Origin of the sequence: Mycobacterium paraseoulense (genome assembly GCF_010731655.1) — a bacterium.
Lineage (GTDB): Bacteria > Actinomycetota > Actinomycetes > Mycobacteriales > Mycobacteriaceae > Mycobacterium > Mycobacterium paraseoulense.
The window spans coordinates 1-14,703 of the sequence record NZ_AP022619.1; the positions used below are offsets into that span (position 1 = coordinate 1).

The following is a 14,703-nucleotide window of genomic DNA, read 5'->3' on the forward strand; positions in this document are numbered from 1 at the left end:
CGGCGTGGTTCGCCGAACGCGGCTACGTCAGCGAGGCCGTCGACCACGCGCTGGCGGCGGGGGAGACCGCCCGGGCGGTGGACTTGGTCGAGGACATCCAGACAAGATCGTTGATCAACCAGTCACGCATGACCACCTTCCTCGGCCTCGTCGAGAAGCTGCCCCGCAGCTGGTGATCTCGAGGCCACTGTTGCTCCCCGTGGCCTGGGCGAACATCCTGCTGCACCGCACGCAGGCCACCGAGGCGGCGCTCGATCGCTTCACCGCCGCCCTGGCCAGGGCCGACCTGCCCGAAGCGAGGCGCGCCGAGCTGACGTTGGAAGCGAACGTGGTGCGCGCGGTGGCCGAGATCTACGCCGACCGGATCGACGGGCTGGAGGACCTGCTGGCCGAGGTGATGTCGCGGGCGCAGGAGCTGCGCCCGGTGCTGCCAGGCCGCCGCCATCGCCCTGGCGTTCGCGGCGATTCACCGCTTCGACCTCCCGGCCGCGCAGCTGCTGGTGGGTCGAGCCCTTCAACGAGCAGGTCGGCGCGGTCGGCGCGGTCTACGCCCGCAGCTGGGCGGGCATCGCCGCCCGCCAGCAGCTCGACGTTCCGCTCGCGTTGCGCCGTTTCCGGGAGGCGTTCGAGACCGGGGCCGCGGCGGGGCCCCACTCGTATGCGCCCGGATCGCGGGCGCGGTACTCGGTGAAATGCTCTATGAGACCGGCGAATTGGACGAGGCGGCGGAGCTACTGGAGGAGAGCTATCACCTCGGCCCCGAACGCTATGTCGTCGGCGCCAAAGCCGCGCAGGGCGATCGCGAGGCCGCCGCCGGCCGGCTGGACGCGGGCATGGCGGTGGCCGAGAAGCTGCGGTTGCCGCGCCTGGCCGCCGCCATCACCCACGAGCGGGTCAGGCAGGGGCTACCGATCGACCCCGCCGAGGCCGCCCGGCTGCGGGCCGGGGGCGGCATTCCCCGCGCCGGCGACGGCATCGCCACCCTCACCGCCGAACTCGACGCCGCCTCCGGCATCCGGCTGCTCGCCCGGAGCCACGCCGGCGACGACCGCGACGAAGCGTGCCGCCGCGCCCTGCTGGCCGGAATCGACCCGCCCGCCCGGCCGCTGGCCGCCCTGCAAGCCCGCCTGTTGCTCGTCGAAATCCGCACCGCCGCGCGGACGCGCAGGACGACATCGCGGCGGTGCGCGCCCTGTGCACCCAGCATGGATTGCCGCGGCTGCTCATCGACGCGGGCCTCGGTTGACGGCAGAACACGAAAGGACGGTGGAATGGCAAGCAACCAGGAAGGCATCGGCATCCTGAAACTCGAATGCCCGCAAGGCCATCCGGTGGGCCGGATCCTCAAGACGCCCCGCATCAGGCGGTTCAATACGATCCCGGCGCGATGGTGGGGCCTCGCCGGTTCTGGCCGGATGAAGATGACCAGCCGCAGTTCAACGCGCAGTGCAGGCACTGCGACAAGCCGGTGGGCGACACCACGGCCACGCTGCAGGTGAAACTGGCCGAGGTGATCGCGGACGCGTCGGTGACGACCGGGACGGCCACGCTGGCGTATCGGTAGGTCGCCGCTACGGTAAGAGCGACAGTAGCGACCGACCCGGAGGAATCCCGTGGCCCAGGTTCCCCACCCAGCAGGACACCCCCGCCCGCCGGAGGGATTGGCTCGGCACGCCATACCTCACCTTCGAGCGCCACGGGTCGATCGCGGTGTGCACCATCGACCGTCCCGAAGCGCGTAACGCCCTGACTCCCGCGATGTACTTCGGGATCCGTTACGCCGTCGGACGTGTCGTCGAGGACCCGGACCTGGCCGGGCTCCTCATCACCGGGGCCGGGGACGTTTTCGCGCCCGGAGGTGACATGGGCGGCGGGGGAGCCTCGGACAACTGGATCACCTTCGGCGGCGCGCTCGGCATGGACGTCACGCCGTTCGACACGGTGCGCACGTCGGCCAAACCCGTCGTCTCCGCGGTCAACGGCCTGTGCCAGGGCGGCGGATTCCAGATCGCGTTGTGCAGCGACCTGTCGGTGGTCAGCGACCGCGCCACCTTCCGGGTGCCCGAGCTGTTCCGCGGCTACGCCGACACCTACTACAGCCAGATGCTCGCCCGGGTCATCGGGCCGGTGCGTACCCGCGACCTGATGTTCACCGGACGGGTGCTGACCGCCGCGGAGGCCCTGGACTGGGGGCTGGTCACCCGCGTCGTGCCGCACGACGATCTGCTCGCCGAGGCGAAAGAGCTACTCGCCCAGTGTTGTCGGACCGCACCGCGGGCCCGCGGCGTCATCAAGTCCAGCATCGACAGCTACCTGGGCCTCTACGACCGCATCGGCATGACCAGCAGCCTGAGCGACGCCGAGGCGCGAGGGCTTCCGCGCCTTCAAGGAGCGCCGCTCGCCCGACTGGGTGCACCCCGACCTGCGGGTCGAGGGGCGGCTATAAGTCGATCCACTCCCCGTGGGGCGCGACCCGGAGCCGGTCGCCGATCCCGGCCTGATCGAACGCCGCGGCGAACTCGTCTTCGCCCTCGGTGAAGTGGGCCCACCCGTCGACGTGGGCCGGTATGACCAACCGGGCGCCCAGAACCTCGGCGGCGGCGGCCGCGCGCGCGCCGCGGTCAGGGTGAGCGGCCGCCCGCGCTCCTTGGTGGGCACCCGGGCCGCCCCCCGCGAACAGCACCGCGACGTCGACGTCGCCCGCCCGATCGGCCACGTCCTTGACCACCGCCATCGAGGCGTTGTCGCCACTGAGATACACCGTGGGCAGCCCGGATCCGGACAGCACGAAGCCGGTCACCTCGCAGTTGACGTGGCCGCCGCCGTCGCGCTGGCCGTCGGCGGGGCCATGCATCGCCGGAACGGCTTGCACGGCAAGCGATTCGGACAGCTCATAGGTCTGCCATGGCGCCAGGCCCACCGCCGGCGCCGAGCCGCCCGGCGGCGCCGGGGTGGTGAGCACCAGCGGTGCGCGGGCGTCCGCCGGCCCTCGTCGTCCAGATTGTCGGGATGCTGGTCGTGGCTGATCAGCACCGCGTCCACCCGGCCGAGCGCTTCGGCGCTGACGGCGGGACCGCTCAGCTTCGTCAGGTAGGCATGCACCCCGGGCGGGTCGAACGTCGGGTCCATCACGATCCGGTGCCCCGCGATGTCGACCACCGTGGTCGGACCGCCCAGCACGCTGATCGCGCAGTCACGCCGTTGTGCGTCCACCGTCGACCTCCCCATTTCGCGCACCGCAGCGTCTAGCCGTCAGCCGCCAAGAATTCTAGGGGCCGGCACGCCCACCCGCCCCGTCGCGCAATCCATCTTGCTTCTGCCCGCGTCTCCTGCTAGACATAAGTGAATATTTCCTAGTCTCTAGCGGAGAAATCATGGCTCATCGTGTGCTGGTAGCCGGTGTCGGGATGATTCCCTTCACCACCCCGAGTCGATCCGAGACATACCAGGGTATGGCCCAAAATGCGGCACAAGCAGCGCTCGCCGACGCGGGCGTCGAGTACGCGTCGATTCAGCAGGCCTATGTCGGCTATGTGTATGGAGACTCGACATCAGGGCAGTCGGCCTTGTACGGCAGGGGCAGACCGGCATCCCGGTCGTCAACGTCAACAACAACTGTTCGACCGGTTCGACCGCGCTGTGGTTGGCGCGCCAGGCCATCGAGAACGGTGCGGCCGACTGCGTCCTGGCGTTGGGGTTCGAGCAGATGCAGCGCGGCGCGCTGGGATCGATGTGACCGACCGGCCCAGCCCGTTCACCCGCTTCGACGACGTCACCCGAGCCGCGCAGGGGTGGGACGATGCCGCGCCGATGGCCGCCCAGTATTTCGGTGGTGCCGGCCGCCAGTACGCCGACAAGTACGGCACCGACCCCGCGACGTTCGCCCGGATCTCGGTCAAGGCGCGCCGGCACGCGAAGAACAATCCCTACGCGGTGTTTCGGGACGAGGTCACCGTCGAGGAGGTGCTGGCATCGCCGCACATCTACGGGCCGCTCACCAGGCTGCAGTGCTGCCCACCGACCTGCCGCCGCCGCCGCGGTCCTGGTCAGCTCGGAGTTCGCCCGCAAGCGGGGGTTGTCGCCGCAGGTCGCCATCAAGGCTCAGGCGATGACGACGGACTTTCCCTCCACCTTCGAAGGCGCAGACATGATCAAGGTCGTGGGCTACGACATGGCCAAGGCTGCTGCGGATCAGGTCTACGAAGCCTCGGGTGTGGCGCCGGAAGACATCCGGGTCGTGGAACTGCACGACTGTTTCACCGCCAACGAATTGCTCACGTACGAAGGCCTGGGCCTGACTCCAGAGGGCACCGCGGAGAAATTCATCCTCGACGGCGACAACACCTACGGGGGGCGCGTGGTGACCAACCCGTCGGGCGGACTGCTTTCCAAGGGACACCCCCTCGGGGCGACGGGCCTTGCGCAGTGCGCCGAATTGGTGTGGCAGCTACGCGGTCAGGCGGGGGCACGGCAGGTCGACGATGTCAGCGTGGCGCTGCAACACAACATCGGACTGGGTGGGGCGTGGTCACCCTCTACGAGAAGGTCGCGTGACCGTGGCGATCGACAAGGCCGTCATCGGAACCACCCTGCCGACCACCATGCTGACCGTCGAACGAGCGCGGCTGCGCTTCTTCGCCAAGGCGATCGGCGAGACCGACCCGGTCTACACCGATGTCGAAGCCGCCAAAGCGGCCGGCCACCCGGATATTCCGGCGCCCCCCACCTTCCTGTTCTCGGTCGAACTGGAGAACCCGGACCCGTTCGCGTTCCTCGCATCGCTGGGCGTCGACCTGCGGATGGTTCTGCACGGCGAGCAGTCCTTCACCTACCACGCGATCGCCTACCCCGGTGACGAACTCGTCGCCACGCCGCGCATCACCGACGTCTACGCCAAAAAGGGCGGCGCGCTCGAATTCGTGGTCAAGGAGACCGCGATCACCCGCGCCGACGGAACGGCGATCGCCGAACTGCAATCGGTCATCGTCATCCAGAACCTCGGAGTCACACCATGACACTCGCCGAATCCGTAACCGTCGGCACCGAACTGCCACCGCTGAACGTGGCACCGATCTCACGGCTGACGCTGGCGTTGTTCGCCGGCGCTTCGGGCGACCACAACCCGATGCACGTCGACCTCGACGCCGCCAAGTCGGTCGGCCTGCCGGACGTGTTCGCTCACGGAATGCTGTCCATGGCCTACCTGGGCCGGCTGCTGACGAACTGGGTTCCCCAGCAGCGCATCCGCGCCTATCGGGTCCGTTTCGTGGCGATCACCCCGGTGCATGGCGAACCGACCTGCACCGGCCGGGTCACGCACATCGACGACGTCGACGGCGAACGGCGCGCCACCGTCGAACTGGCCGTGCGGCTCCCCGACGGCACCACCACCCTCACCGGCGACGCCGTTGTCGCCCTATAACCGAAGGCGCTTTCGAACATGGGAACTCTGGACAACAAGGTCGCGATCGTGTCCGGTTCTGGCCGCGGCATCGGGCGCGAAATCGCCGTCAAGCTGGCCTCCGAAGGGGCCCACGTCGTGGTGACCTCGACGCCGACCCGCTGCGGAGACGCTCGCCGCCATCGAGGCGGTCGGCGGTCACCTGCATCGGCAGTGTCACCGACGCCGGCTTCGCAAAGCGGTTCGTGCAAACGGCCGTCGACACCTTCGGCGGCCTGGACATCATCGTCAACAACGCCGGTTACACCTGGGATTCGGTGATCCAGAAGATGACCGACGAACAGTGGGACGCGATTTTGGACGTCCACCTCAAGGCGCCCTTTCACATCCTGCGCGCCGCGCAGCCTGTCATCAGCGGACTGGTCAAGCAGGCCAAGGCGTCCGGCGAGCCGGTGCCGTGCCGCAAGGTTGTCAACATCTCCTCGCTGGCCGGCGTGGGCGGCAACGCCGGACAGGCCAACTACGCTTCGGCCAAGGCCGGCATCCTCGGCCTCACCAGGCCCTCGCCAAGGAGTGGGGCCGCTACAACGTCACCGTCAACGCGGTGGCGTTCGGATTCATCAAGACTCGGCTCACCGAGGTGTCAGCGGGTGGCGGCAAGATCACCGTGCAAGGCAGGGAGATTCAGGTTGGGGTCAACCCGGATCTGCTCGCCGCGATGGAACAGTTGATCCCACTGGGACGGGCCGGCACCCCGGCCGAAGCCGCGGGCGCGGTCTACCTGAATCGGACTACGTCAGCGCGCAGACCCTGGTCTGCGGCGGCGGAGTCAACATCTAGGAGAAGATGTGGGCGCACCGATCGCCATGGGTCGACGATGAGGTCGCCGACCTCAAACACATGGCGATCAAGTTCTTCGAGGCCGAGGCCGTTCCGAACCGGGAACGCTGGGAGCGGCAAAAGTGCGTCGACCGTGAGTTCTGGTTGGCCGCGGGTCGATTGGGGCTGTTGTGCGCATCGATTCCGGAAGAGTACGGCGGGGGCGGCGGAACGCTGGCCCACGATTTCGCCATCCTCGAGGCGCAGGCCGAATGCGGCGACAGCGGATTCGGCAACCAGGTGCACAGCGGCCTGGTGGCGCATTACCTGCTCGCCTACGGCACGGAGGAACAGAAACAGCGGTGGCTGCCCAAGATGGCGACCGGCGAATACATCGGCGCGATCGCGATGTCGGAGCCCGGGGGCGGCTCGGACCTCAAAGCCCTGCGCACCACCGCGATCCGAGACGGTGACCACTACCGACTGAACGGGTCCAAGACGTTCATCTCCAACGGCGCCAGCGCGGACCTGATCGTGCTCGTGGTCAAGACCGAACCCGCGGCCGGCGCCAAGGGCGTCTCCCTGCTCGTCCTGGAAACCGCCGGTGCGCAGGGCTTCCGAGTCGGGCGCGTGCTGGACAAACTGGGCATGAAAGCTCAGGACACGGCGGAGCTGTTCTTCGACGACGTGCGGGTCCCCGCCGGCAACCTGCTGGGCGAGGAAGGCGCCGGCTACGGCTACGCGATGAAGCAGCTCGCCCACGAGCGCTTGATCATCGCCATCATCGGCGTGTCGACGCTGGAAACCGCCGTCGCCGAAACCATTGCCTACACCAAGCAGCGTCACGCCTATGGGGCGCCACTGTTTTCCATGCAGCACATCAGGTTCGAACTCGCGGACTGCGCGACCATCGCAAGAGTGGCGCGAACCTTCGTCGACGACTGCATCGTCAAGCACCTGCGCGGCGAACTCGACGCCGCGACGGCGTCGATGGCCAAGGCGTGGGTTACCGACATGCAATGTGCGGTCATCGACCGGTGCTTGCAGCTGTTCGGCGGATACGGCTACATGCTGGAATACCCGATCACCCGGATGTACGCCGACTCGCGCGTCCAGAAGATCTATGCCGGCACCAACGAAGTCATGAAGGAACTGGTCGCGCGTTCGCTGTGACCGCGGTCCCCGCACGGAGAAAATGTATGTGACACAGTCGCTTCACCGCATGCTCCAGCAGTGTCCGGACATGCCGCTGACGGTGTTCGCCGATCGCCGGCGTACGGTGCGCCAATCGGCCGATCGCATCGCGCGGCTGGCCGGCGCTCTGCGGGCGCGGGGCGTGCGCCGCGGCGAGCGGGTGGCCTTCTTGGGCCTGAACTCCGACCGCTATCACGAGTACATGTACGCGGTGCCATGGGCTGACGCGGCCGTGAACCCGGTCAACATCCGCTGGAGCCCGGCCGAAATCGCCTACTCGCTACGGGATTCAGAAACCACCGTGCTGCTCGTCGACGATGCGTTCGCCGCCACCGTCCCGCAGGTGGAGGCCGCGGGCGCCGAGCTGTCGACGATCGTCTACTGCGGCGAGGGCCCCCCGCCGGGGATGCTCGACTACGAATCGCTGATCGACAGCGCGCGGCCGATCCCCGACCCACGACGCGGTGGGGACGAGCTTTACGGCATCTTCTACACCGGCGGCACCACCGGGCATCCCAAGGGAGTGATGCTCAGCCATAACAACGTGATGACCTCCGCGCTGGGCTGCCTGGCCACCGGCCGGTTCCTCACCGACCACGGCCGAATCCTGCACGCCGCGCCCCTGTTTCATCTGGCGGCGATCGGCATGTGGATCGCCGGCAACGTCGCGGGATCAACCCACGTGATGGTGCCGTCGTTCACCCCCGGCGGCGTGGCCGAAGCGATCAGCAACCATCACGTCACCGACGTGTTGCTGGTACCGACGATGATCCAGATGCTGATCGACCACCCGGACTGCGCCGGGTTCGACCTCACCTCGCTGCGCCACCTCATCTACGGGGCCTCACCGATCTCCGAAGCGCTTGTCGACCGTGCCCAAAAGGCGTTTCCGAACACCGGTTTGGCGCAGGCGTACGGGATGACCGAGCTGGCCCCGGCGGCCACCTTCCTCGCGCCGGCCGACCATGACAACCCGGCACTGCAGCGATCCGCCGGCCGGGCCCTCCTCATGTCGAAGTGCGGGTCGTGGACCCGAACGGCGACGAGGTGCCGGCGGGTGAGATCGGGGAAGTCATCGTGCGCGGCGACAACGTCATGCTCGGCTACTGGAACCGGCCCGCCGAGACGGCCGCCACGGTTCGCGACGGCTGGATGCACACTGGTGACGTGGCGCGCATGGACGAGCAGGGCTACTTGTTCATCATCGACCGTCTCAAAGACATGATCATCACGGGCGGCGAGAACGTCTACTCGGCCGAGGTCGAGAACGCCCTCGCCGGCCACCCACGGTCGCCGCCTCGGCGGTCATCGGCGTGCCCGACGATCAATGGGGCGAACGGGTCCACGCCGTCATCGTGTCGCGTCCGGGGAGCAATCCGACCGAGGAATCGATACGGGAGCACTGCCGGGAACTCATCGCCGGGTATAAGGTGCCGCGCAGCATGGAATTCGTCACCGAGCTACCCATTTCCGGCGCGGGTAAGGTCCTCAAACGTGAGCTGCGCGAACGCTATCGGGCCCCGTGGACAGTCGATAATGGGTAGTGAGCGGCGATCCCTGTCGAGTCCACCCGCCAGAGGGACGCGGCCCGGGAACCGGCGCCAGTTGATCATCGATGCGGCGGCCACCCTGTTCTCCGACCAGGGATACGGCAATGTCTCGATGAGCGATGTCGCCGACGCTGTGGCTGTCGGCGCGTCGGCGCTGTACCGGCACTTCCCGAGCAAACAGGCCCTATTGGCGACGGTGATTGAGGATGCGCTCGGCACTTTGGACCAGGCATTGAAGGGGGCCGACGCCTCCGCCGACCTGGCCGCCGTCCTGGCCCGACTGGTGCAGGATCACCGCACCGTGGGCGTGTTGTGGCGGCGTGAAGGCCGTCACCTCAGGGAGCAGGACCGGAAACGACTGCAGCGGGTCGCCCGACAGATCGGCGATCGACTCGCTCAACATATTCGATACCGGCGACCGGACCTGGGGGCCGCGCAGGCCGACCTGCTGGCATGGTGTGCGCTCGGCATCGCGAATAGCATTTCATTCCATCGCCTTTCGATGCCCGAGCCGGGCTTTTCGGCGCTCTTGGCCGGGTTGATCGCGGTACCGCTCGGTGCCGGCGCCGAGCTTCGCGGGGAGGCGGGCGGCGGTGAGTCGGGCGGCGCGCTGGTCGCCCGCTCACGACGGGAGGCGATCCTGTCCGCGGGTGCCGCGCTGTTCGCCCAGCGGGGGTTCACGGGGGTCAGCGTCGATGACATCGGCACCGCTGTGGGCATCGCCGGACCCAGCGTCTACAACCACTTCGCCGCCAAGACCGACATCCTGGTAGCGGCCATGTTCCGCGGCAACGAACTGCTCTGGGCGAACTTCAATCGCGCCGTCGCCGACGCCCCCGACGTCGCCGGAGCCCTGCGCCGCGTGGTGCTCAGCTATCAGACCTTTGCGTTTGCCAATCCGGACATCGTCGAATTGCTCATTACCGAGGCGGCTCAACTCCCAGAGTCCGACAGTCACAGTGTCCGGAGCGCGCAGCGCGCCTATATCGACGAATGGGTCCACCTGGCGCGACAACTGAATCCCAGCTGGACGGTTACCGAGGCGCGGATCCGCGTGCAGGCGGCCCAGATGATGATCAACGACGTGGTGGTGATGCCGCGGTTGCGGAGCCTTCCGGGAGTCCGGACCGTCTTGGCCGACATCGCGGTGGCGTTGCTGGCTGCGCCATCGACGGAGTGAGGAACGCTCACACCGCTCGCGTCCGGTCACGCCAATACGGTTCGCGCAGCTGCGTTTTGAGGATCTTTCCGCTCGCATTGCGGGGCAGCGACTCCACGAAGTCGACGCTCCGCGGGCACTTGTAACCGGCCAGGTGCCGACGACAGAATTCGATGACATCGCTCGCGTCGACGTCGGCCTCGCCCGTGGTCGCCACGATCGCCTTGACCGATTCCCCCCAGAAGTCGTCGGGCACCCCGATCACGGCGGCGTCGGCCACGCCGGGATGCTCGATGAGCACGCTTTCCACCTCGGGCCCGTAGACGTTTTCGCCACCGGTGATGATCATGTCCTTCAGCCGGTCCTCGATGTAGACGTAGCCGTCGGCGTCGAGGCGCCCGATGTCGCCCGTGCGCACCCAGTCGTCGTCGGTGATCGTCTCGGCCGTCGCGTCGGGCCGGTTCAGGTAGCCGCTCATGTTCTGGTTGCTGCGCACCCAGATCTCGCCGGGCTCCCCGGCGGGCACCTCGGCGCCCGTCTCGGGATCGACCACGCGAATCTCGGTGCCCAGCACCGCCTTTCCGGCGGCCAGCTGCAGGTGCGGGCGGCCGGAATCGCGGTGGTCGGCGTCGCTGAGCGCGGTGACCGCACCGCACAGTTCGGTCTGCCCGTACACCTGGACGAAACGCGTGTCGGGCCAGGTGGACAGCGCGCGATGCAGCAGCGGCAGCGGCATGGGCGCCGCCCCGTACACGATGTAGCGCAGGCAGGCCACGGTGGCGTGGGCCGCTTCGCCGCCGTCGAGGAACCGGGCGATCACCGGCGGGACGAAGAAGGCGTGGGTGGCGCCGGCCCGCACCGCGCCGATCAGGGCGGCGGCGTCGGGTTCGCGGGTCATGATCGTGGGCACCCGGCCCGAATGCCGAAGAGCGCGTACCCGATTCCGCCGACGTGGAAGAGCGGCATGGCCACCAGGTTCGCGTCCCCGTCGCCGAAGGGGAACGCCGGCGCCAGGTTCGCGGCGTGATTGACCAGCGCGCGCTGGCTCAGCAGCACGCCCTTCGGTCGCCCGGTGGTGCCGGAGCTGTAGATCACCAGCGCCGTCTCGCTCGTCGACCCGGGTCGCCCTCGGTGGGCGCCGCCGCGGCGAGCAGGGATTCGTATTCGTCGCCCACCACGACGATGCGTTCCACGCCGGGCACGCGTTCGGCGGCCGCCTCGGCCGCCGCCCGCAGCTCGGCGCCGACGAAGAGCAGCCGCGCCCCGCTGTCGCCCAGCACGTGCACGAGTTCGTCGCCGATGACGCGCCAGTTGACCACGGTCGTGACGGCCCCGATCGACGCGGCGGCGAAAAGCACCTCGAGGCAGGCGGGGTGGTTCTTGTCCAGGAATGCCACCGACTGCCCGCGCCGCACACCGGCGGCGCGCAGCGCGCCGGCCGCGCGGCGGATCCGTGCGGCCCAGTCAGCCCAGGACCACTCGCGTTCGCCGTAGCGAATCGCGACGGCGTCGGGCCGCTGTCGTGCGTGCCGGTCGACGAATCCGGCGAGCGTCTCCGTCGTGTGCGCCGTGGCATCGGCTGGTGGCATGGATCCCTCCGAGTTCGCTGTGCTCCATTCTGAATCAGAGCATCGACTCGATCATCATGCCGCCCTCGCTGACCGCCCGCGGGGTCGCGTTGTTGTTCTGTCTGAAGTCGATGAAGGCCGACCGTTGGTTGGACGTGTTACCGCCGTGGACGTATTGGCTTGGGTGTCGTCGAAACATGCGTCGGCTCCTGGTCCGGGGCGAAGGGGACGATGCGCCCGCTGGTTTTCACCATGTTCCCGCGAACGGACGGTGTCCAAGACCGGGCCGCTATTTGCCGATAGCTCTCCCTCATCAAGACGACCTTCTGCGGTGCCCGACGGGAGAGTTTGCCCTCGCGCGAGCGGCGCCGTGTGTCAACATGGCTGCGGCCCGACAGACCTTCCAACAGAGGGGACCAAGCGTGGTGAACCCTGACCGTGCCCGCTCACGCACCTTCGTCGTGACGGGCGCCGCATCCGGGATCGGCCTGGCGACCGCGAGACGCCTGCTGGCAGAGGGGGGCACGGTCGTCGGCGCCGACCTGGCCGCCCCACCCGACCTCGGGCCGCGGTTCGAGTTCGTCGCCGCCGACGTCACCGACGAAGCCGCGATCGCCGACGTGTTGGCCGCGGTGCCCGGCCGCCTCGACGGGGTGCTGCACGCCGCCGGGGTCGCCGGGGGAGGCCCGGTCCACCTGCTCGACCGGGGCGAATGGGACCGGGTGATCGGGATCAATCTCACCGGCACGTTCCTGGTCGCCAAGGCGGCGCTCGCGCGGATGATCGAGCAATCCCGCGTCGACGGCGAACGGGTTCCCTGGTGACCGTCGCCAGTGTCGAGGGCCTGGAGGGCACGGCGGGCGGCAGCTCGTACAACGCGGCCAAGGGCGGCGTCGTGTTGCTCACCAAGAACATCGCGCTCGACTACGGGCCCAGCGGCATCCGGGCCAACGCCATCTGTCCCGGCTTCATCGAAACGCCGATGGCCCAGAGCGTCTTCGGCCTGCCCGGCATGGAGGGGCCGCTGCAATCGATCACCGAGGAGCACGCTTTGCAACGGCTCGGCCAGCCGGAGGAGGTCGCGGCCATGGCGGCGTTCCTGCTGTCGTCCGACGCCTCGTTCGTCAGCGGCCAGGCCATCGCCGTCGACGGTGGCTACACCGCGGGCCGCGATCACGGTGTCGTCAAACTCTTCGGCTTTCCCTCCTAGCGCCTTAAGATTCGCGAATGGTCACTCCCGATGAGGCGATCGAGGCGATCCGCGGCGCCGGCGGCGCGCAGCCGCGCGCTCTGCACGCCAAAGGCGCCCTCTACCGCGGCACGTTCACCGCGACAGCCGATGCGGTGATGCTCACGCGCGCAAAGCATCTCGACGGATCGACGGTCCCGGCGCTGATCCGCTTCTCCAACGGCGCCGGCAACCCCGCTCAGCGCGACAACGTGCCGGGCATCCGCGGAATGGCGGTGAAGTTCACCCTGCCCGACGGCTCCACCACCGACGTGTCGACGCAGACCGCGCGCCTGTTCGTCTCGAGCACGCCGGACGGCTTCGTCGACCTGCTCAAGGCGATGCGGCCCGGTCTGACCACGCCGCTGCGCATGGCCAAGTACTTCCTCGCCCACCCCCGGCTGTTCGGCGCGCTGCCGGTGCTGCGCGACGCGAACAAGATCCCGGCGAGCTACGCCACCATCGAGTACCACGGCTTGCACGCGTTCCGCTGGGTCGCGGCCGACGGCAGCGCCAGATTCGTTCGCTACCACCTGGTTCCGGGCGCCGCGGAGAACTACCTGTCGGCACCGGCCGCCCAGAAGGAGGGTCCGGATTTCCTCACCGACGAACTCAACGCCCGCCTGGACAGCGGCCCGGTGCGGTTCGAATACCGGGTGCAGATCGGCGGGCCCACCGACTCGACGGTGGATCCGTCGGCGCCCTGGCAGAGCACGCAGATCGCGACCGTCGGCACCATCGAGATCACCGGCCCGGAGACCGAGCGCGAGCACGGCGGCGACATCGTCGTGTTCGACCCGATGCGGGTGACCGACGGCATCGAGCCCTCCGACGATCCTGTCCTGCGCTTCCGGACGCTGGCGTACTCGGCGTCGGTCAAGCTCCGCACCGGCGTCGATCGCGGGGCCGAGGCCCCGCCCGCCTGACCGATAAACCGCACCCGGCACGCGCCCGCACGGCGAAACCGGCGGCAGGCTAAGGTTTTTCTTCAGTGTCGCCTTCCCACATGCTGCTGATTTGCTTGGCCGGGTTCGGCGCCGGCGCCATCAACGCGCTCGTCGGGTCCGGCACCCTGATCACGTTCCCCACACTGGTCGCCCTGGGCTTCCCGCCGGTCACCGCCACCATGTCGAACGCGACCGGTCTGGTCGCCGGCAGCGTGTCGGGCACCTGGGGATACCGCGCCGAACTGCGCGGCCAGTGGAATCGCCTCCGCTGGCAGCTGCCTGCCTCGCTGGCGGGCGCCGTGCTGGGCGCCTTCCTGCTGCTGCACCTGCCGGAAAAGGTCTTCGCCGAGGTGGTGCCGGTGCTGCTGGTGCTGGCGCTGGCGCTGGTGGTCGTCGGGCCGCGGATCCAGGCGTGGACGAGCCGGCGCGCGGAGGTGGCCGGCCGGTCACCCGAGCACATCACCCCTGCCCGCATGGCCGTCCTGGTGCTCGGCACCTTCGCCGTCGGCGTCTACGGCGGTTATTTCACCGCCGCCCAGGGCATCCTGCTGGTCGGTCTGATGGGCGCGCTGCTCCCGGAGTCGGTGCAGCGGATGAACGCGGCCAAGAACCTGCTGACGCTGGTGGTGAATGTGGTTGCGGCCGTGGCCTATACGCTGGTGGCCTTCGACCGGATAAGCTGGCCGGCCGCAGGGCTGATCGCGGCGGGCTCGCTGGCGGGCGGACTGGTCGGGGCCCGCTACGGGCGCCGCCTGTCGGGCAACGCGCTGCGCGCGATCATCGTGGTGGTGGGCCTGATCGGGCTGTATCGTCTCGTCGCCGTTGCGTGACGGAAAG

General features: G+C 68.7%; 9 protein-coding genes and 7 pseudogenes. 13 read left to right on the plus strand and 3 right to left on the minus strand.

The annotated features are described in order from the left end of the window. The first annotated feature begins 172 nt into the window (after positions 1-172). The 3 genes and pseudogenes from G6N51_RS00010 to G6N51_RS00020 all read left to right on the plus strand — a co-directional run bounded on the left by G6N51_RS00010 (position 173) and on the right by G6N51_RS00020 (position 2,446). The gene (locus G6N51_RS00010; protein WP_163750584.1) at positions 173-691 is read left to right on the plus strand and encodes a hypothetical protein; all 519 of its coding nucleotides are present in this window, start codon (positions 173-175) and stop codon (positions 689-691) included. 580 nt (positions 692-1,271) lie between these two features. Beyond that, positions 1,272-1,564, plus strand: a pseudogene (locus G6N51_RS29520) (hypothetical protein). A 49-nt stretch (positions 1,565-1,613) separates the two neighbouring features. Then, positions 1,614-2,446: pseudogene (locus G6N51_RS00020) on the plus strand (enoyl-CoA hydratase/isomerase family protein). Here the strand turns inward: G6N51_RS00020 and G6N51_RS28940 are convergent. Continuing rightward, positions 2,441-2,962, minus strand: coding sequence for an MBL fold metallo-hydrolase (locus G6N51_RS28940; RefSeq protein ID WP_232078138.1), 522 nt, complete (start codon positions 2,960-2,962; stop codon positions 2,441-2,443). The pseudogene G6N51_RS00020 and the gene G6N51_RS28940 sit on opposite strands and share 6 nt — an antisense overlap. Positions 2,963-3,374: 412 nt before the next feature. On the opposite strand from G6N51_RS28940, the pseudogene G6N51_RS00030 reads away from it, so the two are divergent. The 7 genes and pseudogenes from G6N51_RS00030 to G6N51_RS00060 all read left to right on the plus strand — a co-directional run bounded on the left by G6N51_RS00030 (position 3,375) and on the right by G6N51_RS00060 (position 10,144). After that, positions 3,375-4,554: pseudogene (locus G6N51_RS00030) on the plus strand (lipid-transfer protein). A 2-nt stretch (positions 4,555-4,556) separates the two neighbouring features. Continuing rightward, entirely contained in the window at positions 4,557-5,015 is a 459-nt protein-coding gene (locus G6N51_RS00035) for a MaoC family dehydratase N-terminal domain-containing protein (RefSeq protein ID WP_083173297.1), read from the plus strand. Beyond that, positions 5,012-5,422 (plus strand): MaoC family dehydratase, encoded by a 411-nt coding sequence (locus tag G6N51_RS00040; protein ID WP_083173284.1) that lies wholly within the window; start codon positions 5,012-5,014, stop codon positions 5,420-5,422. Before G6N51_RS00035 ends, G6N51_RS00040 begins: the two co-directional genes overlap by 4 nt. Positions 5,423-5,440: 18 nt before the next feature. Next, positions 5,441-6,241, plus strand: a pseudogene (locus G6N51_RS00045) (SDR family NAD(P)-dependent oxidoreductase). Positions 6,242-6,247: 6 nt separating this feature from the next. Continuing rightward, complete coding sequence (locus tag G6N51_RS00050) at positions 6,248-7,393, plus strand: acyl-CoA dehydrogenase family protein (protein ID WP_163750586.1); 1,146 nt, start codon at positions 6,248-6,250, stop codon at positions 7,391-7,393. A gap of 22 nt (positions 7,394-7,415) precedes the next feature. Continuing rightward, positions 7,416-8,958 (plus strand): annotated as a pseudogene (locus G6N51_RS00055) (acyl-CoA synthetase). Positions 8,959-9,019: 61 nt separating this feature from the next. Continuing rightward, the gene (locus tag G6N51_RS00060) at positions 9,020-10,144 is read left to right on the plus strand and encodes a TetR/AcrR family transcriptional regulator (RefSeq protein WP_158086240.1); all 1,125 of its coding nucleotides are present in this window, start codon (positions 9,020-9,022) and stop codon (positions 10,142-10,144) included. 7 nt (positions 10,145-10,151) lie between these two features. On the opposite strand, the pseudogene G6N51_RS00065 reads toward G6N51_RS00060, so the two are convergent. Together G6N51_RS00065 and G6N51_RS00070 are read right to left on the minus strand one after the other, a co-directional pair. Then, a pseudogene (locus G6N51_RS00065) lies at positions 10,152-11,712 on the minus strand (long-chain-fatty-acid--CoA ligase). 34 nt (positions 11,713-11,746) lie between these two features. Continuing rightward, positions 11,747-11,890 carry a hypothetical protein gene (locus G6N51_RS00070; protein WP_158086239.1) on the minus strand — a complete coding sequence of 48 codons (144 nt, stop codon included), beginning with the start codon at positions 11,888-11,890 and terminating at the stop codon, positions 11,747-11,749. Between the two features lie 181 nt (positions 11,891-12,071). Here G6N51_RS00070 and G6N51_RS00075 point away from each other — a divergent pair. The 3 genes and pseudogenes from G6N51_RS00075 to G6N51_RS00085 all read left to right on the plus strand — a co-directional run bounded on the left by G6N51_RS00075 (position 12,072) and on the right by G6N51_RS00085 (position 14,696). After that, positions 12,072-12,901, plus strand: a pseudogene (locus G6N51_RS00075) (SDR family NAD(P)-dependent oxidoreductase). Between the two features lie 17 nt (positions 12,902-12,918). Further along, a complete protein-coding gene (locus tag G6N51_RS00080; protein ID WP_163750588.1) occupies positions 12,919-13,845 on the plus strand; it encodes a catalase family peroxidase in 927 nt (308 codons plus the stop codon). Positions 13,846-13,910: 65 nt separating this feature from the next. Next, positions 13,911-14,696 carry a sulfite exporter TauE/SafE family protein gene (locus tag G6N51_RS00085; protein WP_083173277.1) on the plus strand — a complete coding sequence of 262 codons (786 nt, stop codon included), beginning with the start codon at positions 13,911-13,913 and terminating at the stop codon, positions 14,694-14,696. The last annotated feature ends 7 nt before the right edge of the window (positions 14,697-14,703 follow it).